Origin of the sequence: Microtetraspora malaysiensis (assembly GCF_050947145.1) — a bacterium.
Classification (GTDB): Bacteria; Actinomycetota; Actinomycetes; order Streptosporangiales; family Streptosporangiaceae; genus Microtetraspora_A; species Microtetraspora_A malaysiensis.
In genome coordinates this window covers 920826-947577 of sequence record NZ_CP191998.1, presented here as the reverse complement: position 1 = coordinate 947577, position 26752 = coordinate 920826, and the positions used below count along the sequence as shown (strand labels likewise).

Genomic DNA, 26752 nt, shown 5'->3' with positions numbered 1-26752 from the left:
AGGTCAGCCGGCGACCACGGGCACGCACGGCCAGGAATGCCGCTCTTTCGTTAGATACCGCCGCTGGTATCCACATCACTGTCATTGCTAATGTTTCGCCGCAATTGACACAGCGGTTCGTGGTGGGCGAGGTCACATGGCAAGACGCAGGCGTTCCGTTCGCGCCAAGATCTTCGCCATCATCGTGGTCCCCGTCACGGCGCTGGTGGTGGTCTGGGCGTACGGCTCGGTGATCACCGTACAGAACGGCACGGAGCTCCTCAAGATCCGCGCCGTGTACGACAACGTGGTGGTTCCGACCCAGGACGTCATCGACGAGCTCCAGGCCGAGCGCACCCTGTCCGCCGAGTACCTCGGCGCCAAGATGACGACGGCCTACCCGGAGCTGCGGAGCCAGCGGCAGAAGACCGACGAGGCGGTCGCGCACCTGGAGCAGGCGTCCGCGCAGGCCAGGGACGCCACCCCGGACGAGATGTGGGGACGGCTCCGCGAGCTGGTCACCTACGCCCGCGGCCTGAACGCGATGCGCAGTCAGGTGGACCAGCGCCTGCTGACGGCGATGGAGGCCGTGGAGCACTACGACTCCGTCACCGAGGTGGGCTTCCAGGTCTACGACCGGCTGATGATCGCGGACGACCTCGACATCATCCAGCAGGTCAAGGCGGTCATCCTGATCAGCCGCGCCCGCGAGGTGATGAGCCAGCAGTCCGCCGTGCTCGCCGGGACGCTCGCGGCCTCCCACATGACCAAGGCCGAGTACGACGCGTTCGGGAAGATGACCGGCAAGCGCAAGCTCCTCTACGAGCTGGGCGTCGGCCAGCTCGACGCCGAGCTGGCCGCGCCGTTCCTGACGCTGAACGCGTCGGCCACCTACCGGGCGTTCAGCGCGATGGAGACCGAGGTCACCGACAGCGTCACGCCCGGCCGGGCCCTGGGCCCCGGCACGCTCACCTGGCGTACCGCGAGCGAGGCCATGACCGTCACCCTCGGCGAGCTGATCGGCGAGGCGAGCCAGACGATCACGGACCGGACGGTCCCGCTCGCCGAGAAGGCGCTCTGGCGCATGGGGATCGCCGCGGGCGTGGGCCTGCTCATCGTGGCGTTCAGCGTCCTCTACTCGATCAGGTTCGGACGGCGGCTGACCGCCGAGATGGTCGGGCTGGAGCAGGCCGCGATCGAGCTGGCCGACCGGCGGCTGCCCGCCGTCGTCGGCCGCCTGCGGCGCGGCGAGGACGTGGACGTGGCCGCCGAGACGCCGCCGGTCACGATCTCGGGAACCACGGCGGAGGTGGACCACGTCGCCAACGCGTTCACCTCCGTGCAGCGCACCGCGATCGAGGCCGCGGTGGACCAGGCGCGGATGCGCGACGGCGTCAGCAAGGTCTTCCGCAACCTGGCCCGCCGCAACCAGTCGCTGCTGCACCGGCAGCTCGCCATGCTGGACCGGTTGGAGCGGCAGGTCACCGATCCGGACGTGCTGGACAAGCTGTTCGGCGTCGACCACCTGACGACGCGCATGCGCCGCCACGCCGAGGGCCTGATCATCCTGTCCGGCGCCGCTCCCGGGCGCGGGTGGCGCACCCCGGTCTCCCTGTACGACGTCGTACGCGCCGCGACCGAGCAGGTGGAGGACTATCTCCGGGTCGAGATCGGGGTGCCGCACGGTCCGGCGCTGGCCGGCCCGGCCGTGACCGACATGATCCACCTGGTGGCCGAGCTGGTGGAGAACGCGACGATCTTCTCGCCGCCGCACACCCAGGTGATCGTCCACGGCGAGGTGGCGGCCAGGGGGTTCACCCTGGAGATCGAGGACCGCGGCCTCGGCATCGGCGCCGAGGAGATGGTGCAGATCAACGCCAGGCTGGCCGAACCGCCCGAGTTCGACCTCGCCGACAGCGAGCGGCTGGGCCTGTTCGTCGTCGGCCTGCTCGCGCGGCGGCACGGCGTGCGGGTCTCCCTGCGCGCCTCGGTGTACGGAGGGACGTCCGCGATCGTGCTCATCCCCGCGAACCTGATGGCCGACGACGCCACGCCCGAGTACGCCGTCGGCGCCGGGGCGGCCGCGGACGAGGGCAGGACCGGCTTGGAGCGCTCGCAGGAGGAGTCGTGACGGAGCAGGAGTACGGCCCGCTGCTACGGCCCTACACCATCACGCGCGGCCGGACCCGGCCCACCGGCCCGGAGTTCGACCTGATGACGATCATCAGGTCGACGCTGCCCGAGTCCGGGCGGGCGGGCGGGCTGTCGCCCGAGCACCTGCGCATCCTCGACGTCTGCCGCTCCGCGACCACGCTGGTGGACCTGGCGTCCGAGACCGGACTCTCGGTCAACGTCCTGCGGATCCTGCTCGGGGACCTGCGGGACCGCGGCATGATCACCGCGCACGCGCCGGCCACGGCGAGCCGGCTGCCGGAGGAGCGCATCCTGCTTGAGGTGATCCAGGGGCTCCAGGCGCTCTGACCCCAGGGAGTGAGTCAGTTCCGGCCCTTCCCGTAGAAGGCGTAGCACTCCACCTCCGACCGCCGGAAAGTGAGACCGCTCCGCACCGACTCCCGTACGCACGCCTTCTGGCGGGGGCTGAGCTTCAGCTTGCCGCACACGGTGACGCTGGAGTACGTCCGGCAGTCGAGGTTGGGGTTGGCCGCCCCGATGGTGTAGGTCCGCTGGACCTTGGCGCGGCACTCCCGCCGGGCGGTCTTCGTGTCGGCGTACCTGCACTGCCTGATGAGGATCCGGTATTGAGCCCGGCTGACCTGTCGCTTGCCTCCGGTCACGCAGTCCATCGCGTACCCGGCCCCGGTCGTCCCGAACACCGTCGCGGCGAGCGCCGCAACGCAGATGATCTTATGCATAGCGTCCCCCCAGTGCTACATAACGTTACATTCCTCCCATACGGTGCGACCAGGTGGGATGCCAGATGTGCCCCGGCCATGTCAGGTGAAACCAGAGGCCCATGATGCCGCTCAGCGCGTCGCGTGCCGTGCCGTACGGACCGCGAGGGCGGCGCCGACCAACACCAGGGCGACGGCGGCGACCGCGAGCGGCGACGGACCGGCCGGCAGGCCGGCGGAACGGACCACGCCCATGTAGTCCACCGCCGCCACCCCGTTGACGGCCAGGTACCACACGCCCAGGTAGACAACCTGGAACACCCGGTGCGTACGGCACGCCACGCCGAGCGCCAGGGCCAGCGACGGGACCAGGAGCGTCCCGCCCGCCCAGGCCCCGGCGCCGGGCCAGTCGGCGGCGACCGCCATCCGGACCAGCGGCGCGACCCCGGTCACGGCCGTGAGCACGACCCCGGCCGCCCACTCCGCGAGCAGCCCCTTCGACGGCGTGGGGTAGGCGCCGAGGAGCCCGTCCAGACCGTGCTCGACCCGCTGGGTGCCGAGCCGGGACCAGATCAGGACCGGCCAGACCCAGGCGAGCGGGAGCAGCATCGTCGGCTCCGGCGCGACGAACCCGGCCACCGTCACCCCCGCCGCGGCGAGCCACCACCAGCGCGAGATCCCCTGGGCGAGGATGCGCAGCTCGCCCGCGAGGAGCCGCCAGAACGGGAACACCCGGCCCAGGCGCGCGATGCTCGCCGGGACGGCGCCGAACACGGCGGGCGCCTGCGGCTCGGCGATCGGCCGCCCCGCTGCTTCCTGCGCGCTCCCCGCCGCCTGCGCGCCCTCGGCCGCGGCCGAGGCACCGAGCAGCCGGCGCGCCGGGTCGAACCTGCCGAACCACAGGACGGGCAGCAGCGCGACGGCGAGCGCCAGCACGAAGAAGAGCAGCCGGCCGCCCAGGAAGGCGCCGTCCAGGGCGAACCCGTCCCAGCGGAAGGTGCGCAGCGGCTCCTTCACCTCGGTCAGACCGAGGCTGAACTCCCGGGCGCGCACGCCGATCCCCTGCTCGGCCATGGCGACGCGCATGGACTCGGCCGCCTGCCGCACCCCGAAGCCGCCGAGAGGGGCGTTGCGCCCCTGCCCGGCCAGCAAGAACGCCATGGAGACGCCGAACCAGACGACGTTCCCCACACCGCTCCGCAGCAGCGGCACGGTCTCGAACAGCATCGCGGCCGCCGCCGTCAGCGCCAGCGGAGGCAGCGTCATCACCGCGAACGGCAGCAGCAGCGCCACCGGGTCGACGGCGAAGGACTCGCCCCGCGCGAGCTGCATGAGCGGGGCCGTCACCGCGAGGACGACCACCATCGAGGCGAGCACCAGGAAGTTGCTGAGGAACTTCCCCAGCAGGTACGTCGGCGTGCGCAGCGACGTGGCGGCGAGGAGCGGGCCCACACCGGTGCGCTCGTCCCGGCCGATCGCGTCGCGTACCACGTAGAACCCGCCGGTCGTGAGCCACAGGGCTCCGGCGAGGGCGGTGGCCGTCCCGACCCAGGCGCTGGTGTAGACGCCGCGGTAACCCCCGACGTCGAGGATCACCCACCGGGACGCGGCGCTCGGGACGGCCAGGCACGCCAGGCCGACCGCCGCGAGCAGGGTCACCGCGTACGCGGGACGCCGTACCCGCTCGCGGAAGTCGGCGACGGCCAGCGCGATCAGGGTCCGCGCGATCATCGGCCCGCTCCGGCGCCGGCCTGCCGCAGGGACCGCCCGGCGGACCCGTTGATGACGGCCAGATACACGTCCTCCAGGTCGGGCGTCACCCGTACGGCGTCGCCGCCCGGCGGCGCGGCGGACAGGAGCCGGAGGCGGACGCCGTCCGCGGTCCGGAGCGTCCGGCTGATCACGTGGCGCTCCCGCAGGGCGGCGGCCTCGGCCGGTCCGGCGACCGTCTCCCAGACCTGGCCGTCCACCTCGCGGAGGAGCTCCTCCGGGGCGCCGCGCCGCAGAAGCCGTCCCCGGGCCACGATCGCGATGTCGGACGCCACCGACTCGATGTCGGACACGATGTGTGTGGACAGCAGCACCACCCGGTCCTCCGCCAGATCGCTCAGCATGGTGCGGAACCGCACCCGCTCCTCGGGGTCCAGCCCGGCCGTCGGCTCGTCCACGATCAGCACCTTCGGGTCGGCCAGCAGGGCCTGCGCGATGCCGACCCGGCGCAGCATGCCGCCGGAGTACTTGCCCAGCGGTCTGCGCCCCGCCTCGGTGAGATTGACGAGTTCGAGCAGCTCCTCGATGCGGCGGCGCGCCGAGCGGGCCGACAGCCCCTTCACGGCGGCGAGGTAGGAGAGGAACTCCCGGGCGGACAGATGGGGATAGACGCCGAAGTCCTGCGGCAGGTAGCCCAGAACCGCACGAAGCGCGTTCGGCCGGGACACCACGTCGGTCCCGTCGAAGAGGATCTTTCCGCTGGTCGGGCGGGTGACCGTCGCCGCGATGCGCATCAGCGACGACTTCCCGGCTCCGTTCGGGCCGAGGAGGCCGAGCAGTCCCGCGCCGAGACGCAGCGACACCGCGTCCACGGCCCGTTTCCCGCCCTTGTAGACCTTGGTGACGTGCTCCAGTTCGAGCGTCGGCGTCCCCTGAAGTGGTGTTCTGTTCATCGTTTTCTGGCGCGCGGCCCCACGGCGTCGGTCTCTGCCTGGGGGGAGACGCGCTTCCATGCCTTCCGCAGATCGTTCGTGGAATGGTGGTCTCGGTGCGCTCAGCCCGCCGCGGGCGTGCCGTCCGTGTCCGGGGACGGCGTGGCGCTCCCGACGAGCTTCGTCTTGCGCCCGTCGCGCAGGACCTTGACGTGGCGCGGCACCTCCACCCGGAACCGGGCCGCGCAGTTCGCCCACCCGTTGCACCCCGCCTGCAGGTTGAGCTTGTTCCCGTCGAGGGACCAGCTCGACTTCGGGTTGGTTCCCTTCACGTCGAACCACATGGTGACCTTGACGTCGTCCCGGTCCGCCGCGACCAGGTCCGTCGCGTTCTCGTGCGCCCGCACGTCCAGCGTCGTGCCGCTGAACGGGAAGGTCGTGGACCGGGGCGTGGCGTTCGACGCGTCCGCGCAGCCGCTGAGGGCCGCCGCGGCCGCGAAAAGCATCAGAACGGACATCGCCGTCTTCCGCGTCATCATCGGGTCCTCCGGATCAAATGGGCGTCCGGAGCAGGATCGGCCTTCTCAGGCGGCCGCGGCATCTGCCGTTCGGCAGATATCGGCCGACCTCTTCCTCGCCCACGGTCCCGGGGACGACGGCGGCCGTCCGGAGGGGCGCGACCGCGGTTGTCGCGGGCCGCGCCCAGGGCGCGGATGACGGCTCAGGGCCGCGCCGCGGCCCCGTCCAGCGCGCCCTCCGGGACCGGCAGAAGCGCCGTGACCTTCCACCCTTGCTCGTGGCGGCCGGTACGCAGGACGCCCCCGAGCGCCTCGACCCGCTCGGCCAGGCCGATCAGCCCGGTGCCCCCGCCCCGCCGCTCGCTCCCCGACAGCCCGGACGGCCGGACCTCGCCGCCGTCAGGTCTCCTCCGGCCGGTACCACGGCCCCGGCCGCCGTCGTCCACGACGGACACCTCCAGAGCGGGACCGGCGGCGCGGGCGACCTCGACCACCACCCGGCCCGCCGAGGACGCGTGCCGCCGGACGTTGGTCAGCGCCTCAAGGACGACGGCGTACGCGGTGCTCTCGATCTCGCGCGGCAGCGGATCAGCAGGGACGCCGTCCGTGCCCTCGGGCATGTGGATCTCGGCGGGGATCCCGCCGGTGGCGGAGAAGCGGCCGACGAGGTCCGGCAGGTCGGCCAGGCCGTACAGGCGGGTCGGCGGCGGCTCCGCGGCCGCGCGCTCGTCCGGATCGCGCAGCGCGCCGACCATGTGGTCCATCGACGCGAGCGCCCGCAGCCCGGCCTCCTCGACGCGGAGGGCGAAGTCCCGCGCCTGCTCCGGGTCGAGGTCGCCGAACTGCGCGGCCTGGGCCTCCAGCACGATGCCGGTGACCTCGTGCGCGACGAAGTCATGCAGGTCACGGGCCACTTCGAGCCGCTGGGCGCGCTTCGCCCGCGCCACCGCGCGTACCCTCCGGTCGTCCTGGATCCTGAGGTACAGCGCGACGCCGGCCACGCAGGCCATGGGAAAGAACGCCAGAAAGCAGGCGATGGCCGACGTCTCCAGCGAGGGGTGGGGCATCCGGAGCGTGAGCCGCAGGGGCAGCTCCACCGCGGCCGCGACGGCCAGCGACGTCCCGATCACCGCGGCCTGCGCGCCCGGCAGCCGCCGGATCACCCGTCCGAGGAGGACCAGCACCCCGCCCATCTCGACCGGCAGCCACACCCCGACGAGCTGATGCCGTCCCTGATAGAAGAAGGCGACGGCGAAGGAGACCCCCGCGACGACGCTCGCCGCCGTGGCGAGGCTGACCCGCCGGTACGGCCAGCGCGTCAGCGCGACCGCCGCGGCCAAGGTGGCCGAGAACGCGACGACGAGCCCACTCGGAGGAGCGAAAACGGCCGGGATCGGCACCATCGCGACGACCACGGCGCACAACACGTCGCGGAACCAGATCTTTCTCGCACGTCCCGCACCGCCTGGCGGGAGCGGCTCCGTGCTCTGCCCCTTTCGCCCCAGCCCGTTTCGCGCCGGCCTCTTTCGCACCGGCCCCCTTCGCACCATGGCCACGAGCGTACGCAGCCTCGCCGCTCCCCCGGTTCGCGCGACGAACGGAGGTCACAGAGGGCGGGCGTACCCCATCTCCCAGGCCCGTACGGCGATGCCGACCCGGTTCCGCACGCCGAGCTTGCGCTGGATGCTCGCGACGTGGGTCTTGACCGTGCCGGGCGAGATGAACAGCTCGGCGGCGATGTCGGCGTTGGTCTTGCCCTCGGCCACCTGGCCGGCGATCTCGATCTCGCGCTCGGTCAGCGGCTCGGGCAGCGGCGCGCGCCGGGGGCCTGAGTCGGTGACGTGCTTCAGCAACCGCACGGTGACGGAGGGGCTGATCAGGCTGTCCCCGGCCACCGCCGCCCGGACCGCCTCAATGAGAAGCGTCGGCCCCGACCGCTTGAGCAGGAAGCCGGACGCGCCGTGCCGCAGCGCCGGGTAGACGTACTCGTCCAGGTCGAACGTCGTCACCACCACCACCTTGACCGGCGACGCGACGTCGGGACCGGCGAGCAGGCGGGTCACCTCCAGCCCGTCCATCCGCGGCATCCGGATGTCGACCAGCGCCACGTCCGGCTGGAACCGCCGGGCCATCTCCACCGCGGTCACGCCGTCGGCGGCCTCGCAGACGACCTCGATGTCCGGCTGGCTCTCCAGGATGCGGCGCAGGCCGCGCCGTACCATCTCCTGGTCGTCGGCGATCAAGACTCGTATGGCCATCCGCTCATTCTGGCCGGTCCCGGCACCGCGCGCGGCGGCCGAGCCGCACGGGGACACGCGGGGGAACGTCCGGCACCGCCGCGACCGCAGGTGGGAGCATCGGACGGGTCTGTGATCATCGCTCGGGGGATGCGCTATGGGAAGGCTCCGGCCCGGAACGGGCGTGCTGCGCCGCAAGCCGATCGAACTCGTCGACGAGACGCCGGGTGAGGAGTCGGTCCAGCTCACCAAGGTGCTCGGCCTGTGGCAGCTCACCGCGATCGGCGTGGGCGGCATCATCGGCGCGGGCATCTTCACGCTCGCGGGCACCGTCGCGAACAGGACGGCCGGGCCCGCCGTCGTGGTGTCCTTCCTGATCGCCGGGATCGCGAGCGCGGCCGCCGCCTTCTCCTACGCCGAGTTCGCCGGGCTGGTGCCGAAGGCCGGGTCGGCCTACACATACGGATATGTCGCCCTCGGCGAGCTTCCGGGCTGGTTCATCGGCTGGGACCTGCTGCTGGAGTACACGGCGATCGTCTCGGTCGTGGCGATCGGGATCTCGGGCTACCTGTCGTTTCTGCTCGGCGACGTGGGCCTGCACCTGCCCGCGTGGATGCTGGGCGCCCCGGGGACGGGCGAGGGGCACCGGGTGGACCTGTTCGCCGCCGTCCTCTGCCTGCTGATCGCCTACCTGCTGACCCTCGGGATCAAGAACGCGGCGCGGTTCGAGACCGTCGTCGTGGTGGTGAAGGTCGCGGTCGTGCTGCTCGTCATCATCGTCGGCTTCTTCCACGTGGACGCCGCCAATTACACGCCGTTCTTCCCGTACGGCGTGGGCGGGGCGGTGACGGGCGCGGCGACGGTCTTCTTCGCCGTCTTCGGCTACGACGCGATGAGCACGGCCGCGGAGGAGTCCAAGGACGCCGCGCGGCACATGCCCCGAGCGATCATCTACTCGCTCGCCATCGCGATGGTGCTGTACGTCCTGGCCTGCCTGGTGCTGACCGGGATGCAGCATTACACGCAAATCGATCCGAGAAGCGGCTTCTCCTCGGCGTTCCTGTCGGCGGGCCTGCGCCGGCTCGCCGACGTCATCGCTGCCGGGGCGATCATCGGCATTCTGACCGTGATGTTCACGTTCATGCTCGGCGTCACCCGGGTGTGGTTCGCGATGAGCCGGGACGGCCTGCTGCCCCGCTGGTTCGCCAGGACGCACCCGACCCGGCACGTGCCCACCCGGGTGACCTGGCTGGTCGGCGCCGGCTCCGCCGTCATCGCGGGGCTCGTGCCGATCGGTGAGGCCGCCGAGCTCACCAACATCGGGATCCTGCTGGCCTTCGTGGTCGTGTGCGTCGCGGTGATCGTCCTGCGCTACCGGCGGCCCGACCTGCCGCGCACCTTCCGCTGTCCGGGGATGCCCGTGGTGCCGGCGCTCGGCGCCCTCTTCTCCCTCTGGTTGATCACGTATCTGCGCTGGGAGACGTGGGCCCGGTTCGTGGTCTGGTTCCTGATCGGGCTGGTCATCTATTTCGGCTATTCGTACCGGCATTCGGCCCTGGCCGGCCCTGCCGAGGCCGGCCGGCCCTGACCTCCGCCCGGCGAAGCGGGCTTCGCGAGAACCGGAGCTTCCGGACGGGGCGGCGCGTCTCCCAACCCGCCCGCCACCGTCAGCCCTGCTCGACACCCAGGTGCGTACGGCTGTGCGTCGGGGTGTCGATCTCGTCGAGCAGCGAGATCGCGAAGTCGGCGTAGGAGATGCGGCTGTCCATGTCCGCCGGCGCGATGCGGTAGCGCCCGGTGCGCCCGTCGCCGTGGTCGAAGTCACCGGACGGGCTGATCACCAGCCAGTCCACGGGCGTGTCCGCGGAGCGCAGAGCGTCCGTTCCCGCGCCGTGCCCCAGGCAGAAGTCGCGGTACTCCTGCGGATATCCGGGCGTGTCCATCAACCGCACGCCGGAGGAGTTCTCCAGGACGGAGGCGAGGCCGACCGACAGCAGCCGCGCCACGCCCGCCCGGGCCAGGCCGTCGAGCAGGGCGCGCGTCGCGGCGGGGAAGTGGACGGCCGGCGGCGCGGCCAGGTCGGCGGCGGCGTTGACGACGGCGTCGTGTCCCGCGGCGAGCCGTGCGACGCCGTCCGCGTCGGTGACGTCGCCCGCGACGAGTGTCACGCCGTCCCACAGCCCGTCCGCCTGGTCGCGGTACTTGGCCGGGTCGCGGACGACGGCGGTGACCTCGTGACCGCGTCGGCGGGCCTCGTGGACCGTCGCCCGGCCGGCCCTTCCGCCTGCACCGAAAATGATGATTTTGCTCATCCGAATTACCTCGTCCTTGGAAGGCCGGATCTGATCTCCAGCCGCTGCGCGGACGCTATCCGGTGACGTGGTTACCACCGGGATACCGGTTAGCGTGGGGCCGTGCGAGAGCCCCTCGATCCGGACATGTTCGACCCGGTCTGCCCCTCCGACCTCACACCGATCCGCTTCGGCGACAAGTGGTACGGCATGATCGTCCGGTGCCTCGAACACGGGCCGCGGCGCTTCTCCGAGCTGCGGGTCCCGCTGCGCGGCATCTCCGCGAAAGTGCTCACGCGGTCGCTCCGCGCCCTCGAAAGGGACGGCATGGTGGTCCGCACCGAACATCCCGGACCGGTGCGGCAGGTCGAGTACGAGCTGACCCCGCTCGGCCGCAGCCTCCTCGAACCGATCGCCGCCGCCTACGCCTGGGCCGAGGAGCACTGGGAGAAGCTGCTCGACGCCCGCGAGGCCGCCGCCGGCCGTCCTCGGTGACGCCGACCGCGACGGCCAGGCACCCTGGCACCAAGGCGGCGGCCCCCAGCTCAGCCGGCGAGCAGACCCGATCGGACGAGCAGCGGGACGACCTGGTTGCGGATCGCCGGGGCGAGCAGCGGCGCGTACCGGTCGGAACCGCTCGTCCAGCCGAGCGCGGCCAGTTCGGCGGCGATCCGGGGAGCCCGGTCGATCGCGGCCGTGAAGACGGTCAGGCGCATGGGCACGCCCTCAAGCGCGGCCACGTCCCGCACCTGGGCCAGCGGCGCGACCTCGGTGGGCGTGACGCCGAGCTCCTCGTCGAGTTCTCGGATCAGCGCCTCCTCCGCGCTTTCTCCCGGCTCCGGCTTGCCGCCGGGCAGGTAGAAGACTTCCGGGGCGGCCTTCTTGCTGACGATGAGGAGGCGCCCCTCTTCGATGATCGCCGCCGCCGACACGTCGATGCCCGGCGCCGGGCTCCCCGCGATGCTGTCCGTTTCCTGCCACACGACCCGCCATCTTCTCAGACGGCATCGATGGGGACAGAACAGCAGGATCCGGCCGGTACGGACGGCATGGCCATGGGTGGAGCCGCCGCCGGAGGCCCCGGAGGACGCACACGGAAATCCGGTTGCCCGGGCGTACGGGGAGCGGATAGAACTACTCCCGATTCTCCGGCCGGCGACGACCGGCCCCGCTGACGGAAGGAGGGATGAGCCGATGCGTGCCATGACCATCGTGCCGGTCCCCTCCCTGGAAACGGCCGCGCGCTGACCCAGGGGCGACCTGGCACACCTCATCGAAGGAACGTGCCGTGATTCACAACGACCTGACCATGCGCCCGATCACCGGGCGTGAAGAACTCGACCTCTTCACCCGACTGTCGTACAAGTTCGACCACGAGCTGGCCGACGACCTGGACGCCGGCCGCCGCCGACCGGAGTGGATGTGGATGGCCCTGCGGGGCGATCGCCTTCTCGCCAGGCTCGCCTGGTGGTCCCGGGGCGCGGGTGAGCCGCCGTTCATGCTCGACATCTTCGACCTCGACGACACGCTGCCCGAATCCGAGCGCCTCGACCTCGGGGTCCGCCTGGTGGAGACCGCCACGGCCGCGGTCATACCGCCGGGCACCCCACGGACGGAGTACTCCCGGTTCGTCCCACCCGCGTGGCGCGACGACGAGATGGCCCGCCGTGTCGTCGAGAGTCGCATGACTTCCCTCGAACGGACCGGCGCCCGGCTGCTCGTCGAACGGCTGCGCATCGAATGGCGACCGGGGACCCCGATCCCCGAACCGAGTGGGCGGCTCCGGTTCCGGCCGGTGCGCGGCCGGGACGACCTCGTCGAGCTGATGACCCTCGTCCTGGAGGGCACGCTCGACGCGCACAGTCACGCCGACCTGGCGCAGATGACCCCCGCCCAGGCGGCGGCCGCGCAGTACGACGACGAGATGGCGCGGTACAAGAGCCCGCGGGAGTGGTGGCAGACGGCGACCACGCCCGACGGCGACCCCGTGGGCTTCGTCATCCCGGCGCGGAACAACTACAACGCGATCATCGCCTACATCGGCGTGCTGCCCGCGTATCGGGGCAACGGCTACATCGATGATGTGCTCGCCGAGGGCACGCGGATCCTCGCCGCCCACGATGTCCCGCGGATCCGCGCGTCCACGGACCTCGGGAACGTCCCGATGGCACGTGCCTTCGAGCGGGCCGGGTACGTCAACTTCGAGCGTGAGATCAACATGGTCTGGAGCTGACGCGCGTCCGGGCCGGGGCGGACCGTCGCGTCCGTCCCGGCCCGGACGACCTGTCCGCAGGCCGCCGAACCCGGCCATGTCCAGCGCCGCCGACCGGCTGGATCAGAGGCGGAAATCCCAGTCGATCCGGCCCGCGCGCAGATCGTCGGTGAGGCCGCGTATGTACTCCAGCTCGGCCGTGAGCACGCAGCGCTGGTATTCGGTCTCCACGAGGAAGACCCGCTTCAGGAACTTCCCGACCTCCTCCATCTCGGCGTCCGCCGCGGCGAGCCGTCGCTCAAGGGCGGTGACACGCTCCCGCAGCGCGGCCTCGACCTCGTCGGGCGTGAGGACGGGCAGGAAGGCGAGCGCTGCGGGGAACTCGGGGAACTCCCGGGCGGGAGTGGAGAGCATGGTCCGCATCCACTCGCGCAGGGTCTCCCGTCCCGCGTCCGTGGGTTCGTAGACCGTGCGCTCCGGGCGGTTCTCCTCACGCGCGGTCTCCCGTACCGCGATGAGTTCGGCCCGGAGCAGCCGGTCGATGGTCTGGTAGACGCTGTTGCGCTGCGCGACGTTGACCACGTCGTCCTTGTGCCGATCCTTGATCATCTGCTGCATACGGTAGGCGTGCATCGGCTCTTCACAGACCAGGGAGAGCAGCGCCATGGCCAGGGGAGACCGCCTCGTCGACATGCCGGACATCGTATCGGCCTAGCATCGACTAGTCATATTATGTATATTCAACTTATGACTAAAGCACTCATCATCGGCGGCGGCATCGCGGGCCCGGTCACGGCCATGGCCCTGCGGCAGGCGGGCATCGACAGCGACGTCTTCGAGGCGTACGACCACGGCTCCGACGGCGTCGGCGCCTTCCTCACTCTCGCGACCAACGGGCTGGAGGCCCTCCGTGTCCTCGACCTGCGCGACCTCGTCTGCGACCTCGGCATGGACTCACCGCGGATGCGGATGAGCAACGGCCGCGGCAAGGAGCTGGCCGCCGTCCGGCAGCCCGGCCGCACGGTCAGGCGCGCCGACCTCTACCAGGCGTTACGCGACGAGGCCTTACGGCGCGACGTGCGCATCCACTACGGCAAGCGGCTCGTCGACGCGCAGATCACCCGGGACGGCGTGCGCGCCGCCTTCTCCGACGGGAGCACCGCCGAGGGCGATCTGCTGATCGGCGCCGACGGCCTGCGATCGCGCACCCGCGCGATCATCGATCCCGACGCGCCGCGCGCCCGGCACGTCGGGCTGCTGAACACGGGCGGCTTCGCGCGCGGCGTCACGGTGCCGGGCGAGCCGGGAACGTACTACTTCGTCTTCGGGAAGAAGTGCTTCTTCGGCTACCTGATCCACCCCGACGGAGAGGTGTGGTGGTTCGCCAACCCGCCGAGCCGCGAGGAGTCGACCCGAGAGGAGCTCGCCGCGATCACCCCGGCGCAGTGGCGGGCCCGGCTGAAGTCGCTGTTCTCGGACGACGCCGGGCCGATGCTCGACATCATCGACGCCACCGAGCACATCATCAGCGGCTGGAACACCTACGACTTCCCGACCGTGCCGAAGTGGTTCAACGACCGCATGGTGATCGTCGGCGACGCCGCGCACGCGACCTCGCCGTCGTCCGGTCAGGGCGCCTCCATGGCGATCGAGGACGCGGTGGTGCTGGCCAAGTGCCTGTGCGATGTCCGCGAGCTCCCCGCCGCGTTCGCCGCCTTCGAGGGGCTGCGGCGGGAGCGGGTCGAGCGCATCGTGGCCCACGGCAAGCGCAACGGGGACGGCAAGGCGCCCGGAGCGTTCGCCGCGCTGGCCCGCGACCTCATCCTTCCGACGATCATGCGGCAGGTGGACAAGAAGAACGCACTGGCCTGGATGTACGACCACCGGATCTCCTGGGACGACCGCGTCCCCGCCCCGTCCCGGTGACGACGGCCAAATCGAGATCGGCGGATCAAATAGAGAGCACTGCTCTTGACGAGATCGGGCAATTGAGAGAGCATTGCTCTCGCAACGAAGCACTGATCTGAAGAGGAGCCCGCCATGGCGAGCACGCTGTTCTACTCGGGCCCGGCGCTGACGGTCCTGCACGACGAGTACGCCCGCCACGGCCGCGTCGACCCGAACGCCCAGCTCGTCTCCTCGTCCAGCATCGTCGTGGACGCCCCGGTGGAGCGGGTGTGGGCGGTGATGGCCGATCTCGCCACCTGGCCGCGCTGGGCCTCGAATCTGGAGATCGTCGAACTCTCCGACGTCCGGCCCGGTGCTCCCTTCCGGTGGAAGCTCAACGGCGTCGCGCTCCGGTCGCGCTTCGCCGTCGTGGCCCCGGAACGAGAGCTGACCTGGACCGGCGTGTTCTTCGGCTACAAGGCGGTGGACCGGCACGTCCTGGAGCCGCTGGACGGCGGGCGGACCAGGATCACGGTCGAGGAGTCGCTCGCCGGCCCGCTCTTGCCGCTCTTCTACAGCGAGCGCAAGCTCCGGGCCAACCACGAACGCTGGCTGGCCGAACTGAAGGCCGCCGTCGAGAAGGCGTAGGACCCGCGTCATGGGGCGGGTCCGCGAGGGGCCTCAGGGGGTGCTCGGACGGCGGGTCACTCCGCCCGCCACCTGCGTGCTCGCGCCCTCCTGGGCTTCCCGCTCGCGGAGGGCGGCCACGCGGGCGGTGAAGAGCGCGCGCTCCCGCTCGTTGCGGGTCAGCGCGACCGCGCGCTCGAACTCCTCGCCCGCCTCGTCGAGGCGGCCCAGCCTCTCCAGCAGATCACCCCGTACGGCCGGCAGCTGCGGATAGTTCGCCAGCGCCCGTTCCGCCACCAGCCGGTCCGCGATCTCCAGGCCGCGTTCCGGGCCGTACGCCATGCTCACCGCGACCGCGCGGTTCAGCTCGACGACGGGTGAGGGGGCGACGTGGGCCAGCAGCCGATAGAGCGCGGCCATCCGCTCCCAGTCGGTGTCCTCGGCGGACATCGCGCGGGCATGACAGGCCGCGATCGCCGCCTGCAGTCCGTACGGCCCGAGCCTGCCGAGCGCCTCGGCGCGGCCGAGCGCCTCCAGCCCCCGGCGGATGAGCAGCCGGTCCCACCGGCGCCGGTCCTGGTCGAGCAGGGTGACGGCCGCGCCGTCCGGACCGGTCCGCGCGGCGGCGCGGGACGCCTGGATCTCCATCAGGGCGACGAGGCCGTGCACCTCGGCCTCGTCGGGCATGAGCCCGGCCAGGACGCGACCGAGGCGCAGCGCCTCCTCGCAGAGCGACGTGCGCATCCAGTCGGCGCCGGCGGTCGGCGAGTAGCCCTCGTTGAAGATGAGATAGACGACCTCCAGGACGGACGAGAGCCGCTCGGCCAGCTCGTCCGGCACAGGCATCTCGATCTTCACCCGCCGGTCGGCGAGGGTGCGCTTGGCGCGGACGATCCGCTGCGCGACGGTCGGCTCGGGCACGAGGAAGGCGCGGGCGATCTCCTCGGTGGTCAGGCCGCCGAGCAGCCGGAGGGTGAGCGCGAGGCGCCCCTCGGTCGAGAGCACGGGATGGCAGGCCGTGAAGAGCAGCCGCAGCAGGTCGTCGCCGATGTGGTCGTCGAGCGCGTCGTCCAGCTCGGCCTCGGCCGCCTCCTGCCGGATCTCCATGTCCCGGCCGATCTCCACGAGCTTCTGGTCGTACCGGGACCTGCGGCGGATCAGGTCGATGGCGCGGTGCTTGGCGGTCAACATGAGCCACCCGCCCGGATTGTCTGGAACGCCGGACTCCGGCCAGCGCTCCAACGCGGCGACCAGGGCGTCCTGCGCCAGCTCCTCGGCCAGCCCGACGTCGCCGACCATCCGCGCCAGCCCCGCGATCACCCGGGCGGACTCGATCCGCCAGACCGCCTCTATCGCCTGCCGGGGGTCGCCACCTTTCATGACGACCGATTCAAGCACAGCTCGCCGCCCAGGCGGCCTCTTCTCATGACCTGTCGTCACAAGGCCCGTCTGGGCGGCGAACGGCGCCGGCCGTCAGGCGCCGGGGGCGAAGTCCTCCGGGCCGAAGACGCGCCGGATGTCGGCCTCGCCCTCCCAGCCGTCCCACAGGTCGTGGTGGAGCTTCAGGAAGCGCGAGGTCCACTCGATCGCCTCTTCCTTCGACCTGACCTGGTACAGGGCGTAGCTGATCAGTTCCTTCGCCTCGGCGAACGGGCCGTCCGTGACACTCAGCTTCCCTCCGACGAGCTCGACCCGCGCGCCCTCGGCGCTCGGCGCCAGCCCGTTCGTGTCCAGGAGGACGCCGGCCGCGGTCGCTTCCTGCCCCAGAGTGGCGATGGCCTCCATCAGCTCGGCGGGCGGCGGGGTGGTGGGCTTGGTGACGGCCTTGAGAGTGATCATGTACCGCATCGCGGGGTCCCTTCTCGGTGAGGTGTCCGTGCGCCGGATCTCTCCGGCTCCTTCGACTACGCATCGAACGGAGGGACGCCGATTCGACACGGCGGCCACACTTTTTTCAAGATTTTTCCGTCGCGCCATTCTCCCAGGTCAGGGCGTCACACGAACCGGGCGCGCGGCGCACGTGGGGCCGCGCGCCCGGGAGGCGGCGTCAGCCGCAGTGCCCGAACGGGCTGTCGTACCGGGCGGACTCGATGGAGCCGCCCCACTTCACGCAGGTGCGGGCAGCCGCGGCGCTCACCGGTCCGGCGTAGTACTGGAAGCTCCCGGAGTCGGTCTGCCGGCTCTTGCCCTTGACCTCCAGGTAGGCGCTGACCTTGGCCTTGCCCGTGCCGTTGGCGCGCAGGGTGACGACGCAGTTCTTTCCGGTCGCCGCGGAGTACATCAGGACGACACGGCCGTACGAGCCCAGCGACGCCGAGTCGATCGCCTTGTAGCCCGCGCCGCACACCTGCTCCGCGCTGTACGGGTTCGAGCTGCCGGCGGGCTTGGACGGCTTGGAGGGGGCGGAGCCGCCGCCACAGTTGTTGGACGTCACCTTCTGACCGGGGTACTTGAAGGTGGCGCCGTTGAAGACGGCCGGAACGATGGACCCGGAGGACGAACGCTGCTCGTAGTGCAGGTGGGCCGCGACCTTGTACTTGGCCGAGCTCTTGCCCACCTCGCCGATCTGCTGCCCCTGCGCCACGGTCGCCCCCGCCGCGACCATGCGCTTGTTCAGGTGCGCGTAGAGCGTCGTACTGCCGTCCGAGTGCCGGATCTTGATCAGGTTCCCGTAGCCGTTGCCGGTCTGGTACGCCGAGATCACGACGGTGCCGGCCGCCGCGGCCACGACGGTCCGTCCGAGGTCGCCGTCGCCGTCGTTCGCGCTGCCGTTGAAATCGATCTCGTTTCCGGTGTGCGCGTAGCTGCCGCTGCTGCCCACCCAGGTCTCCCCGCAGGGGAAGGGCAGCTGGAAGCCGGGACCGGCGGCGCGAGCCGTCGCACTTGCCACCCCGGAACTTCCCAAAGCCACCATGGCACCACAAATGCCAATCGTAACGATCTTCATTCGCATAACGGGTAAGGCTGCCATTTCACCGCCAACCCGTCTAGATCGTTTGACGAATATTCAGCCGTTCCACAGCCCTCCGTCGTTCCGAGCCGCCTGAACCGGCGGTCATCGGCGGACAAGCGCGCGATAGTCCTTGAGCGTGATGTCGGTGGCGTATTTGTCGGTCATCTTCATCATCAGCGAGAACAGGACGCCGGATCGGAAGATCCGGTTCCGCATCCGGATCCCGCGCCGGGTGCGCGGTGCGAGAAAACGGCCCGCGTTGCCGTTCTTGGCGATCTTCGCGTAGTCGCGGAACCCCTCCTCGTAGCGCCGGAAGGCGACCTGGTGATTTCCACCCGCCTCGGCCAACTCGCCGGCCAGCACGTACGCGCCGACCATGGCGAGCCCGGTACCGAAGCCGCCCAGCGTGTTGCCGTACGCGGAGTCTCCGAGCAGCACCACGCGGCCCTTGGAGTAGTGGTCGATCCGGACCTGGCTGATCGAGTCGAGGTAGACGTCGTCCGCGTGCCGGACCGCTTCCATGATCTCGGACGTCCGCCACCCCATCCCGGCGTAGGCGTCCCGCAGGATCCGCTTCATCTCCCCGGCGTCGTAGCGGTCGTAGTCCAGACCCGGCGAGGCGAAGGCGAAGAAGGCGGCCGCCGCGGGACCGCCGGTGGAGACCAGCCGGCCGGGCTCGTTGTACATCGTCGCCCTCGCCCCGAAATCCCCCTGTACGTCGACGAGGCCGTAGTAATAGCCGAGGAAGTGCACATAGTCCGACTCGGGGCCGAACGCCAGGCGGCGGACGTTGGAGTGGATGCCGTCCGCGCCCACGACCAGGTCGAAGGTACGCGGCGCGCCGCGCTCGAACGTCACGTGCACCCCGCCCGACGTCTCGGTGATCGAGGTGATGGAGTCGCCGAAGACGTACTCGCAGCCGGCGGCGACCGTCCTTTCGTACAGCAGCCGGGACAACTCGCCGCGCCGGATCTCCAGCTCACCGCCGGTGAACTCGCCGGGAATCACCGTCAGCCTGCGGCCGTTCGCGTCGACGATGTCCTGGTCGGTGCCGCCGGTCTGCAGCCGCCGTACGTCCTCCAGGATGCCCATCCGCTCCAGCACGGTCAGGTGGGTCTCGCCCTTGAAGTCGACGGCCTGGCCGCCGAGCCGCAGCGCGGGGGCCTTCTCGACCACGGTCACGGTGAAGCCGTAACGGATGAGCCAGTGGGCCAGCGCCGGACCGGCGATGCTCGCGCCGGAGATCAGGATGTGGGTGTTCGTCAGGCCGTTCGTCCCGGCCACGCGGTTCGTGGAGTTCATGCGTTCAGCGTCGCCGGGAGCGCTGACAGGCCATGGACACTCCGCTGACAGCCCGGAACCGCGGCTGACAGCCGTGGACCGCCGCCGTCAGCGCTCCGCGCGTACGGCGGGCCGGGTCAGCCGAGAGCCGCCCACACCCCGGCGCGGTCGAGCGCCGCCCCGCGCGCGTACACCGCCGCGAACGCCTCCGCGCCGATCGCCTCCGTGGCCCGCGCCGCGACCCCGGCCACGTCGGGGTCGCCCGTGACGGCCGTGCCGCGCAGCGCCGTACCGGCTCCGAGCAGGAACGCGGCGCGCTCCGCCGCGCCCTCGAGCAGGGCGAGTCCGGCCTGCCCCTCCACGACGTCCGCGAGGTCCGTCGCCGGAACCGCGGACGCGAGAGCGAGCGCCTCGCCGTGCCGGAGCCGCGCCTCGGCGAGGTCGCCCTCGGCCTGGGCCAGCCATCCCAGCGCGGTGAGCGTGCATATCCGGGTGGTGTCGCCCACGTAGGTGCCGGGAATGACGCCGTCCAGCGCCTCCATGTAGCGGGCGCGCGCCTCGGCGTGATCGCCGTGCAGCCGGGCCAGGTCGCCCCAGCCCAGCGCGACCAGCGCCGGCCGGTGGGAGCGGCCCGCCCGGCGGGCCAGCTCGGCGGCGCGCCGCAGGTCGGCGGCCGCTCCGTCCGCGTCACCCGCGCGAAGCACGGTGCCCGCCCGCCGGCAGAGCACGTCCACCATCTCCTCCAGCGCGCCGAGCTGCTCGTGCAGATCGAGGGCGCCGGCCCACATCTCCCGGGCTCGCGCCCGGTCGCCTCTCCAACTGGTGATCGTCCCCAGCCACTCGAACCCCTGCGCCATCCCCCAGCGCTCGCCGGCGGCCTGGAAGCCCACCAGGCTCGCCGCGAGCAGCCGTTCGGCCTCGGCCACCTCGCCTCCGAGCAGGCTCATCGTCCCCTGTCCCAGCAGCACGACCGCCCGGCCCCACGGGTCGGAGCCGAACTGCCGCGTCCGGACCGACCCCGGCTCCGGCGGCCCGGCCACCATCCCCCACATGACCGCCGCGAACGGATATCGGAGTTCGTGCCCGAGCGACCCCATGATCTCGGCGGCCCGCGACCACTGCTCGGGCAACACGTCCGGCACGGCGGCGAGCACGCAGAGGACGTACTCCTCCTCCAGGCCCGGCGGTGGTTTCGCCGCCGCACCGCCGAGCCGTACCAGCAGGTCGAGGGCGGACGCCGTCGCCTGCCCGCGCCGCCCGCTCAGCCACCGGTACGCCGACAGGGCGGCGATCAGTCGCAGCGCCGTCTCCGGATCCGCCGGTACGGCATGGCGCAACGCGGCGTCGAAGTTGCTGTGCTCGGCGGAGAGCCGGGCCAGCCAGTCGAGCTGCGCGGCCCGCCGCAGCCAGGGGTCGGCGCGCCGCGCCAGGTCGAGGAAGTACGCGGCATGGGCGTCGCGCAGCCGCCGCTCCTCCCCCGCCTCCGCCAGCCGTTCCGCGCAGAACAGCCGGATCGTTTCGAGCATCCGATAGCGGCCGCCGCTCGCCTCGACGAGGGACTTGTCCACCAGGTCGGCCAGCACCTCGGCGGGCCCGCAGATCCGCTCCACCGCCTCCAGCGACGCGCCGCCCGAGAACACGGAGAAACGCCGGGCCATCGCCCGCTCGTCGGCGCTGAGCAGGCTCCAGCTCCACTCCACCACCGCGTGCAGCGTCCGGTGGCGTTCGGACGCGGTGCGGTCGCCGCGCGACAGCAGCGCGAATCTACCGTGCTCGCCCAGCCGCGCGGCGATCTCCGCCACCGTGAACGAGCGGACCCGCGCCGCCGCCAGCTCGATGGCGAGCGGCAGCCCCTCCAGAGCCGCGCAGATCTCGACGACCTCGGGCGTCATCGTGAAGCCCGGCCGTACGGCGGCGGCCCGGTCGGCGAACAGCCGTACGGCGGGGTAGGCCGCGGCCCGGTCGAGGTCCGCCTCCGGCGGAGCCACGGCCAACGGCCTCAACGGAACGAGCGTCTCGCCGGTGAGCCCGAGCGGCTCGCGGCTGGTGGCCAGGACGGCGAGCCCCGGGCAGTCGTCGAGCAGGCGGCGGACCAGGACGGCGGCTGCGGCGATCACGTGCTCGCAGTTGTCCAGGACGATCAGGAGCTCACGGTCCGCGAGCGCGGCGGCGATCCGGTCGGCGGCGTCGAGGCGCCCGGCGTCCGGCGACCGCAGCCCCGTCTCCCGCAGGCCGAGGGCGCCCAGGACGGCCTGCGGGACCTGGCCGCCGCCGTCGAGCGGCGACAGATCGACGAAGCGGACGTCCCCGCCCCGGCGGCGGGCCGTCTCGATCGCCAGCCTGGTCTTGCCCGCGCCTCCGGGACCGGTCAGCGTGATCAGCCGGGCGTCCCGGAGCGCGCCGAGCCGCTCCAGCTCCGCCGCCCGGCCGACGAAGCTGGTGAGCTGCGCGGGCAGCCCGCGGCCCGCCACCCGCTCCGGGCGCTGCTCGGCTCCCCGCAGGATCGCCAGGTGGATCTCGGCCAGTTCGGGCGAGGGGTCGGCCCCGAGCTCGTCGGCGAGCAGCCGCCTGGCCTCCTCGTACACGGCGAGCGCCGCCGCCTGCTGGCCCGACGCGTGCAGCGCCCGCATGAGCTGTCCGCGCAGCCGCTCACGCAGCGGGTACGCGGCCACAAGCTCCCGCAGCTCGGCCGTCGAGGCGCCCTCGGGAAGGGCCAGCTCGGCCTCGACGAGATCTTCCCGCGCCTCCAGCCGCGCCTCCTCAAGGCGGGCCGTCCGCGGTGGCGCGAAGGAGGCGTCGCCGACGTCGGCCAGCACGGGACCCCGCCACAGCGCCAGCGCGTCCCGGAGCGACCTCGCCGCGTGTTCGTGGTGACCGGCGGCCAGCAGCCGACGTCCCTCGCGGGCGAGCCGCTCGAAGCGGTGGGCGTCCACGTCCTCGGGATCGACGGCGAGCCGGTAGCCGCCGCCGTGGAACTCGATCAGGCCGGGCGGCAGGGCGCGCCGGAGCCGGGAGACGTGCGCCTGGATCGCGTTGGCCGCGCCCGCGGGCGGGTCGTCACCGTACTGGCCGTCGATCAGCCGGTCGATCCCGACCGGCCGCCCGGCGTCGAGCAGCAGCATCGCCAGAAGCGCGCGCGGCCGCGCCCCGCCGACGGAGACGGGTTCCCCCTCGGGCGTCCGCACCCGTAGCGGCCCAAGGATGCCGAACTGCACGACGCCGATTCTGCCGCATTCCACTTGTTTCCGGGCGAGCGGCTTTCCCCCGGCCCAGCTACTCGGCCGCCCTCACCTCCTCCCTGCGGCCCAGCTACTCGACCGCCTTCACCTTTCCCGCGGGCCGCCGGAGGACCGCGTCGGCGGCTGCCGATCTACGTCCCCGCATCTGCCGATATGTCAGGACGGTGCGGAAGCGGGCGGACTACGCTCCCGTCCATGAGCGCTACATGGGACCCCGCGGCGGCAGGTGTACTACGGCTTCCCTCGGGGCGACTTGTTCGCGGCCGGGGACTCAGCCGCCCGCTTCCGGAGGGTCCGACACCCGACTTCGCCCTCTACTTGCTGGGCAAGGAGCCGCCTCAGGTGACCTGGGAGGCCCGCTGGCTGCGCTGGCCGGACTTCTGGCTGCCATCCGACCGTACGGAGACCGCCAAGGCGCTGCGTGAGGCATGGGAGCGGGCCGAGACCGAGCGCGTCGAGATCGCCTGCTTGGGCGGCAGGGGGCGCACCGGCACGGCGCTGGCGTGCCTCGCCGTACTCGACGGCGTGCCGGGCGGCGAGGCGGTCGCCTACGTGCGGGAGCACTACGCGCCGAGCGCCGTGGAGACTCCGTGGCAACGCCGCTTCGTCACCCGCTTCCGCGCCTCGTAGCGTTCGCGCCGCCGCCGTGCCACGTACTCCTCGATCACGGCCGTAATCGTGGAATCGACGCTCTGCCCGTCGTCACCGGCTATCCGCTCAATCTGCGCATACGTCTCGTCGGAGAGGCTCAATCTGATCTCAGCCATGCGGGAATGGTACGAGCCGCGCGATATCCCTTTCCGCCCGTTTAATCGGCCCCGGTGCGCGGATTTCCCCACATAACGCCGACCTGGCGGCAAGAGGGTTTCACCTCCGAGAAGTGGACAGGATGTGTCCGCTTCTCCGGGTACATTGCGGCTTATGCCGAAGACGTCCGCGCGACTGCTGGCGCTGCTCTCCCTGCTCCAGACGCGCCGGGACTGGCCGGGGCAGGAACTGGCCGGGCGACTGGAGGTCAGCCCGCGCACCGTGCGCCGCGATGTCGACCGCTTGCGAGAGCTCGGCTACCCGATCGTGACCACCAAAGGCCCGGACGGAGGCTACCGGCTCGGCGCCGGCACGGAGCTGCCGCCACTGCTGTTCGACGACGACCAGGCCGTCGCCCTCGCTGTCGCCCTCCAGACCGCCGCCGCCACCGGCGCGGGAATCGAGGAAGCCGCGACACGCGGGCTGAGCACCGTTCGGCAGGTCATGCCGGCACGGCTGCGCCATCGCGTCGACTCCCTCCAGGTCACCGCCGTCGAACGCCCGGGGACCCGGCCGAACCCGCAGGCCGACCCGCAGGTTCTCGTGGCCGTCAGCGCCGCCGTCCGCGCCCGCGAAGTACTGCGCTTCGACTACACCCTCGTATCCCCGGCGGAAGCCGACGCCGATCCCGCCGGGCCCCCGCCCCGCCGGGTGCAGCCGCACCACCTCATCACCTGGGGCGGACGCTGGTACCTCGTCGCCTGGGATCTCGACCGGGACGACTGGCGCACCTTCCGCGTCGACCGGATCACCCCGCGCACTCCCACGGGACCCCGCTTCACCCCGCGCGAACTGCCCGGAGGAGACGTGGCCGCCTTCGTCACCGCCAGGTTCCACGGCTCCGACCGCCCCGGGGACTGGCCCTGCCGTGGCGAGGTGGTCCTCGATCTCCCCGCCCACGTCGTGTCCGCCTACACCCGCGACGGAGTCGTCGAAGAACTCGGCCCCGACCGCTGCCGCCTCGTCATGGGCGCGTGGTCATGGCCCGCGCTGGCCGCCACCATCGGCAGATTCGACGCCGGCATCCAGGTCGTCGGGCCGGCCGAACTCAAAGACGCCTTCGCGTACCTCGCCCACCGCTTCGCCGACGCCGCGACCGGCGAACCGGGCTGACCGCGCCATGACGGCGCGGGACGCGGACGCGTCGGCGAGTCGACGTCGTCGGCGTTCCCGCCGGTCCTCGATATGGCGGCGGTCGATCGCGCGGGTGCGGCCGGGGCGTTCAGCAGGGAGAGGCGGTGATCTGTACGCGGTCGCTGTCGTGGTCGGAGAGGAACGCCGCCAGCGCCCGACCCTGCTCGGCCACCGCGGCGCGGTCGGCGTGGGAGAAGCGGCGCAGCGGGGTGATGACCACGGTGCCGGCCTGGACGGTCCAGGTCGCGGCGACCCGGCCGTCGAGGAGAACGACGCGTTCGCCGGCGACCGACAGGCCGCGGTGGGCGTCGTCGATGATGCGGGTGCGGTCGTGGTAGCCGAGGATCGCGTTGTCGAAGGCCGGCAGGAAGCGGACCGGCACAGGGGTGTCGGGGTCGGGGCGGGGCGCGTCGGGGAGATCGAGGAGTTCGCGGCCGCGTTCGTCCCGGAAGGAGATCAGTTCGTCGCGGATCGCGGCGACCGCGGCCGGGAGCCCGGTGAGGCCGGACCAGGCGCGTAGGTCGGCGGTGGCCGCGGGGCCGTAGGCGGCCAGATAGCGGCGGACCAATTCCTGGCCGACCGGGTCGGAGCCGTCGGGGGCGGGCGGGTCGACCGCGCGGCCCAGCCAGAAGGAGATCGGGACGTTGCGCACGCCCGCCTTGGTGCGCCACAACCCGCGGGGTGGCAGCTGCACCATCGGGATGAGGGCGGCGACCAGCATCTCACCCAGCGCCCGCGGGCCCGGCCCCGGCCAGCGCTCGGCGAGCGCCCGCGCGAGCTCGCCCATCGAGCGGGGCTCGTCGTCGGACATCACCTCCAGGCCCGCCGCGGCGAGCTCGTCGAGGTCCACCCCGTCGAGCTCGCGGCGATAGGTCCCGAGGACCCGCCCGCGCAGCATGCCGTCGTGGCGGGCGCGCCAGGCCAGAACGTCGTCGGCGGCCAGCAGGTGGACGGTGCGGCGCATGAGGTGGGTCCGCACGACGCTTCGGCCGATCAGCAGCTTCGAGAGGTCCGCCGGATCGAAGGCACCCAGCCGCGACCAGAGCCCGACGAACGGCTCCTGCGGCTCCTGGGCCTGCAGGCCGCACAGGTGCGTGACCGCATCGAGGACCGGCATGTCGGCGTGGTCGAGCAGCAGCTGGCGGGCGAGCGTGGCGCGGTTGAGCGCCCGGGTGTCCAGGACGGTCATCGGCTCACGCCGCCGCTCGATCGCCGGCCGACCGTCGGCGTGGTGTCGTCGTGGTCGAGGTTCCCGGCCTGGCCGGACATCATGGTGCCCTGGATTCCGGTCCGGCCCAGTGCGCGCGTCTTCACTGCTACGTCCTTGCCTTCGAGTCGCATGGTGGTCTGGCGGGAGCCGGCGGCGTCATGACGGAACGCATGGTGGCGGCTCCACGGAACACGCTCCTGGCCGCACCGGCCACCGGTCGGCGTTGAACGCCGTCGTCGGAGCGTCGCCCGGGCGGCGGACGCCCGCCCGCCCAGGCTCTGATCGTCAGGACGCCTGGTACTCGCTGACGACGTCCACGACCCAGGTGACGCCGAACCGGTCCTTCAGCATCCCGTACAGGGGCGCCCACTGCGCAGGCCCCAGCGGCTGCAGCACGGTCGCGCCGTCGGAGAGCTTCTCCCAGTACGCGGTGACCTCCTCGGCCGCTTCGCCCCGGACCGAAACGAAGAACGCGTTCTCTCCCTGGTTCCACGGCATGCGCGAGGGCACGTCGTAGGCCATCACGCGGAAGCCGCCGGCAGCGGCCACCTGGCCCCACATCACATGGTCGGCCTCGGACGGATCCTGGACGTTTCCGGCGTCCTTGTAGGTGACCATGACCACGTCCCCGCCGAACACGGACTGGTAGAACGTGAGTGCGGCGCGGGCGTCACCTCGGAAGTTCAGGTGGGTCACGGCGTTGACGGACATGATGGCTCCTTGTTTTTCGGTTCACCGTGCCTGGGCGATCGGACGGATCCTGGTCCGACGGCCCGCACGGCTGCCTGGCCCTGCTCAGGGAGCACATTGGCAGGAGAAGCGGCCAGGTAGTGGCCGCTTCTCCGGGCGATATCGCGTTGCGTGGCGGGTCCAGGTGCTTCCG

General features: G+C 71.9%; 26 protein-coding genes. 9 read left to right on the top strand and 17 right to left on the bottom strand.

Annotated features, from left to right (window positions below; all coding sequences use genetic code 11):
* Nucleotides 1-136 precede the first annotated feature (136 nt).
* Nucleotides 137-2110 (top strand): sensor histidine kinase, encoded by a 1974-nt coding sequence (locus ACQP1V_RS04705; protein WP_433419131.1) that lies wholly within the window; start codon nucleotides 137-139, stop codon nucleotides 2108-2110.
* Nucleotides 2107-2460, top strand: coding sequence for a DUF742 domain-containing protein (locus tag ACQP1V_RS04700; protein WP_433419128.1), 354 nt, complete (start codon nucleotides 2107-2109; stop codon nucleotides 2458-2460). The genes ACQP1V_RS04705 and ACQP1V_RS04700 overlap by 4 nt, the downstream gene beginning before the upstream one ends.
* Before the next feature lie 14 nt (nucleotides 2461-2474).
* Here ACQP1V_RS04700 and ACQP1V_RS04695 read toward each other — a convergent pair whose 3' ends face one another.
* The 6 genes from ACQP1V_RS04695 to ACQP1V_RS04670 all read right to left on the bottom strand — a co-directional run bounded on the left by ACQP1V_RS04695 (nucleotide 2475) and on the right by ACQP1V_RS04670 (nucleotide 8249).
* Nucleotides 2475-2852, bottom strand: coding sequence for a hypothetical protein (locus tag ACQP1V_RS04695; protein ID WP_433419125.1), 378 nt, complete (start codon nucleotides 2850-2852; stop codon nucleotides 2475-2477).
* A 111-nt stretch (nucleotides 2853-2963) separates the two neighbouring features.
* Nucleotides 2964-4562 (bottom strand): hypothetical protein, encoded by a 1599-nt coding sequence (locus tag ACQP1V_RS04690; protein ID WP_433419122.1) that lies wholly within the window; start codon nucleotides 4560-4562, stop codon nucleotides 2964-2966.
* Nucleotides 4559-5494 (bottom strand): ATP-binding cassette domain-containing protein, encoded by a 936-nt coding sequence (locus ACQP1V_RS04685; protein ID WP_433419120.1) that lies wholly within the window; start codon nucleotides 5492-5494, stop codon nucleotides 4559-4561. The genes ACQP1V_RS04690 and ACQP1V_RS04685 overlap by 4 nt, the downstream gene beginning before the upstream one ends.
* Nucleotides 5495-5595: 101 nt before the next feature.
* Nucleotides 5596-6009, bottom strand: coding sequence for a hypothetical protein (locus tag ACQP1V_RS04680; protein WP_433419117.1), 414 nt, complete (start codon nucleotides 6007-6009; stop codon nucleotides 5596-5598).
* A 185-nt stretch (nucleotides 6010-6194) separates the two neighbouring features.
* Nucleotides 6195-7418, bottom strand: coding sequence for a sensor histidine kinase (locus ACQP1V_RS04675; protein ID WP_433419114.1), 1224 nt, complete (start codon nucleotides 7416-7418; stop codon nucleotides 6195-6197).
* A 177-nt stretch (nucleotides 7419-7595) separates the two neighbouring features.
* A complete protein-coding gene (locus tag ACQP1V_RS04670; RefSeq protein WP_433419111.1) occupies nucleotides 7596-8249 on the bottom strand; it encodes a response regulator in 654 nt (217 codons plus the stop codon).
* Nucleotides 8250-8385: 136 nt separating this feature from the next.
* Here ACQP1V_RS04670 and ACQP1V_RS04665 point away from each other — a divergent pair, with 136 nt between their 5' ends.
* The gene (locus ACQP1V_RS04665; RefSeq protein WP_433419108.1) at nucleotides 8386-9816 is read left to right on the top strand and encodes an amino acid permease; all 1431 of its coding nucleotides are present in this window, start codon (nucleotides 8386-8388) and stop codon (nucleotides 9814-9816) included.
* Between the two features lie 79 nt (nucleotides 9817-9895).
* Here ACQP1V_RS04665 and ACQP1V_RS04660 read toward each other — a convergent pair whose 3' ends face one another.
* Nucleotides 9896-10540 carry an NAD(P)-dependent oxidoreductase gene (locus ACQP1V_RS04660; RefSeq protein WP_433419105.1) on the bottom strand — a complete coding sequence of 215 codons (645 nt, stop codon included), beginning with the start codon at nucleotides 10538-10540 and terminating at the stop codon, nucleotides 9896-9898.
* Nucleotides 10541-10642: 102 nt separating this feature from the next.
* On the opposite strand from ACQP1V_RS04660, the gene ACQP1V_RS04655 reads away from it, so the two are divergent.
* Nucleotides 10643-11014 (top strand): winged helix-turn-helix transcriptional regulator, encoded by a 372-nt coding sequence (locus ACQP1V_RS04655; RefSeq protein ID WP_387412205.1) that lies wholly within the window; start codon nucleotides 10643-10645, stop codon nucleotides 11012-11014.
* 50 nt (nucleotides 11015-11064) lie between these two features.
* Here the strand turns inward: ACQP1V_RS04655 and ACQP1V_RS04650 are convergent, their stop codons facing one another.
* Nucleotides 11065-11502 carry an NUDIX hydrolase gene (locus ACQP1V_RS04650; protein ID WP_433419102.1) on the bottom strand — a complete coding sequence of 146 codons (438 nt, stop codon included), beginning with the start codon at nucleotides 11500-11502 and terminating at the stop codon, nucleotides 11065-11067.
* Between the two features lie 305 nt (nucleotides 11503-11807).
* Between ACQP1V_RS04650 and ACQP1V_RS04645 the strand changes: the two genes are divergently transcribed.
* The gene (locus ACQP1V_RS04645; protein ID WP_433419099.1) at nucleotides 11808-12752 is read left to right on the top strand and encodes a GNAT family N-acetyltransferase; all 945 of its coding nucleotides are present in this window, start codon (nucleotides 11808-11810) and stop codon (nucleotides 12750-12752) included.
* Nucleotides 12753-12854: 102 nt separating this feature from the next.
* Here ACQP1V_RS04645 and ACQP1V_RS04640 read toward each other — a convergent pair whose 3' ends face one another.
* Complete coding sequence (locus ACQP1V_RS04640; RefSeq protein ID WP_387412211.1) at nucleotides 12855-13424, bottom strand: PadR family transcriptional regulator; 570 nt, start codon at nucleotides 13422-13424, stop codon at nucleotides 12855-12857.
* 54 nt (nucleotides 13425-13478) lie between these two features.
* Between ACQP1V_RS04640 and ACQP1V_RS04635 the strand changes: the two genes are divergently transcribed.
* Nucleotides 13479-14657 (top strand): FAD-dependent oxidoreductase, encoded by a 1179-nt coding sequence (locus ACQP1V_RS04635; protein ID WP_433419095.1) that lies wholly within the window; start codon nucleotides 13479-13481, stop codon nucleotides 14655-14657.
* Between the two features lie 114 nt (nucleotides 14658-14771).
* A complete protein-coding gene (locus tag ACQP1V_RS04630; RefSeq protein WP_433221864.1) occupies nucleotides 14772-15266 on the top strand; it encodes an SRPBCC family protein in 495 nt (164 codons plus the stop codon).
* A gap of 33 nt (nucleotides 15267-15299) precedes the next feature.
* Here the strand turns inward: ACQP1V_RS04630 and ACQP1V_RS04625 are convergent, their stop codons facing one another.
* The 5 genes from ACQP1V_RS04625 to ACQP1V_RS04605 form a co-directional block, all read right to left on the bottom strand.
* Nucleotides 15300-16625, bottom strand: a complete 1326-nt coding sequence (locus ACQP1V_RS04625; RefSeq protein WP_433419093.1) for an RNA polymerase sigma factor — start codon at nucleotides 16623-16625, stop codon at nucleotides 15300-15302.
* 93 nt (nucleotides 16626-16718) lie between these two features.
* Nucleotides 16719-17084: a YciI family protein gene (locus tag ACQP1V_RS04620; protein WP_433419090.1), complete on the bottom strand. Its 366-nt coding sequence runs from the start codon at nucleotides 17082-17084 to the stop codon at nucleotides 16719-16721.
* A gap of 208 nt (nucleotides 17085-17292) precedes the next feature.
* Nucleotides 17293-18135 (bottom strand): M23 family metallopeptidase, encoded by an 843-nt coding sequence (locus ACQP1V_RS04615; RefSeq protein WP_433419087.1) that lies wholly within the window; start codon nucleotides 18133-18135, stop codon nucleotides 17293-17295.
* Nucleotides 18136-18300: 165 nt separating this feature from the next.
* Complete coding sequence (locus ACQP1V_RS04610; RefSeq protein ID WP_433419084.1) at nucleotides 18301-19500, bottom strand: FAD-dependent monooxygenase; 1200 nt, start codon at nucleotides 19498-19500, stop codon at nucleotides 18301-18303.
* Nucleotides 19501-19616: 116 nt separating this feature from the next.
* Nucleotides 19617-22694, bottom strand: coding sequence for a BTAD domain-containing putative transcriptional regulator (locus ACQP1V_RS04605; protein ID WP_433419082.1), 3078 nt, complete (start codon nucleotides 22692-22694; stop codon nucleotides 19617-19619).
* Nucleotides 22695-22913: 219 nt separating this feature from the next.
* Here ACQP1V_RS04605 and ACQP1V_RS04600 point away from each other — a divergent pair, with 219 nt between their 5' ends.
* Complete coding sequence (locus ACQP1V_RS04600) at nucleotides 22914-23348, top strand: protein-tyrosine phosphatase family protein (protein ID WP_387412224.1); 435 nt, start codon at nucleotides 22914-22916, stop codon at nucleotides 23346-23348.
* Between the two features lie 291 nt (nucleotides 23349-23639).
* Complete coding sequence (locus ACQP1V_RS04595) at nucleotides 23640-24638, top strand: helix-turn-helix transcriptional regulator (RefSeq protein WP_433419078.1); 999 nt, start codon at nucleotides 23640-23642, stop codon at nucleotides 24636-24638.
* Nucleotides 24639-24747: 109 nt separating this feature from the next.
* On the opposite strand, the gene ACQP1V_RS04590 is transcribed toward ACQP1V_RS04595, so the two are convergent.
* From ACQP1V_RS04590 to ACQP1V_RS04580, 3 genes are all read right to left on the bottom strand, one after another.
* Nucleotides 24748-25848, bottom strand: a complete 1101-nt coding sequence (locus ACQP1V_RS04590) for a winged helix DNA-binding domain-containing protein (protein WP_433419076.1) — start codon at nucleotides 25846-25848, stop codon at nucleotides 24748-24750.
* On the bottom strand, nucleotides 25845-25973 hold the full coding sequence (locus ACQP1V_RS04585) for a hypothetical protein (protein ID WP_433419073.1): 129 nt from the start codon (nucleotides 25971-25973) through the stop codon (nucleotides 25845-25847). The genes ACQP1V_RS04590 and ACQP1V_RS04585 overlap by 4 nt, the downstream gene beginning before the upstream one ends.
* Nucleotides 25974-26154: 181 nt before the next feature.
* Entirely contained in the window at nucleotides 26155-26580 is a 426-nt protein-coding gene (locus tag ACQP1V_RS04580; RefSeq protein ID WP_387412229.1) for a VOC family protein, read from the bottom strand.
* Between the last annotated feature and the right edge of the window lie 172 nt (nucleotides 26581-26752).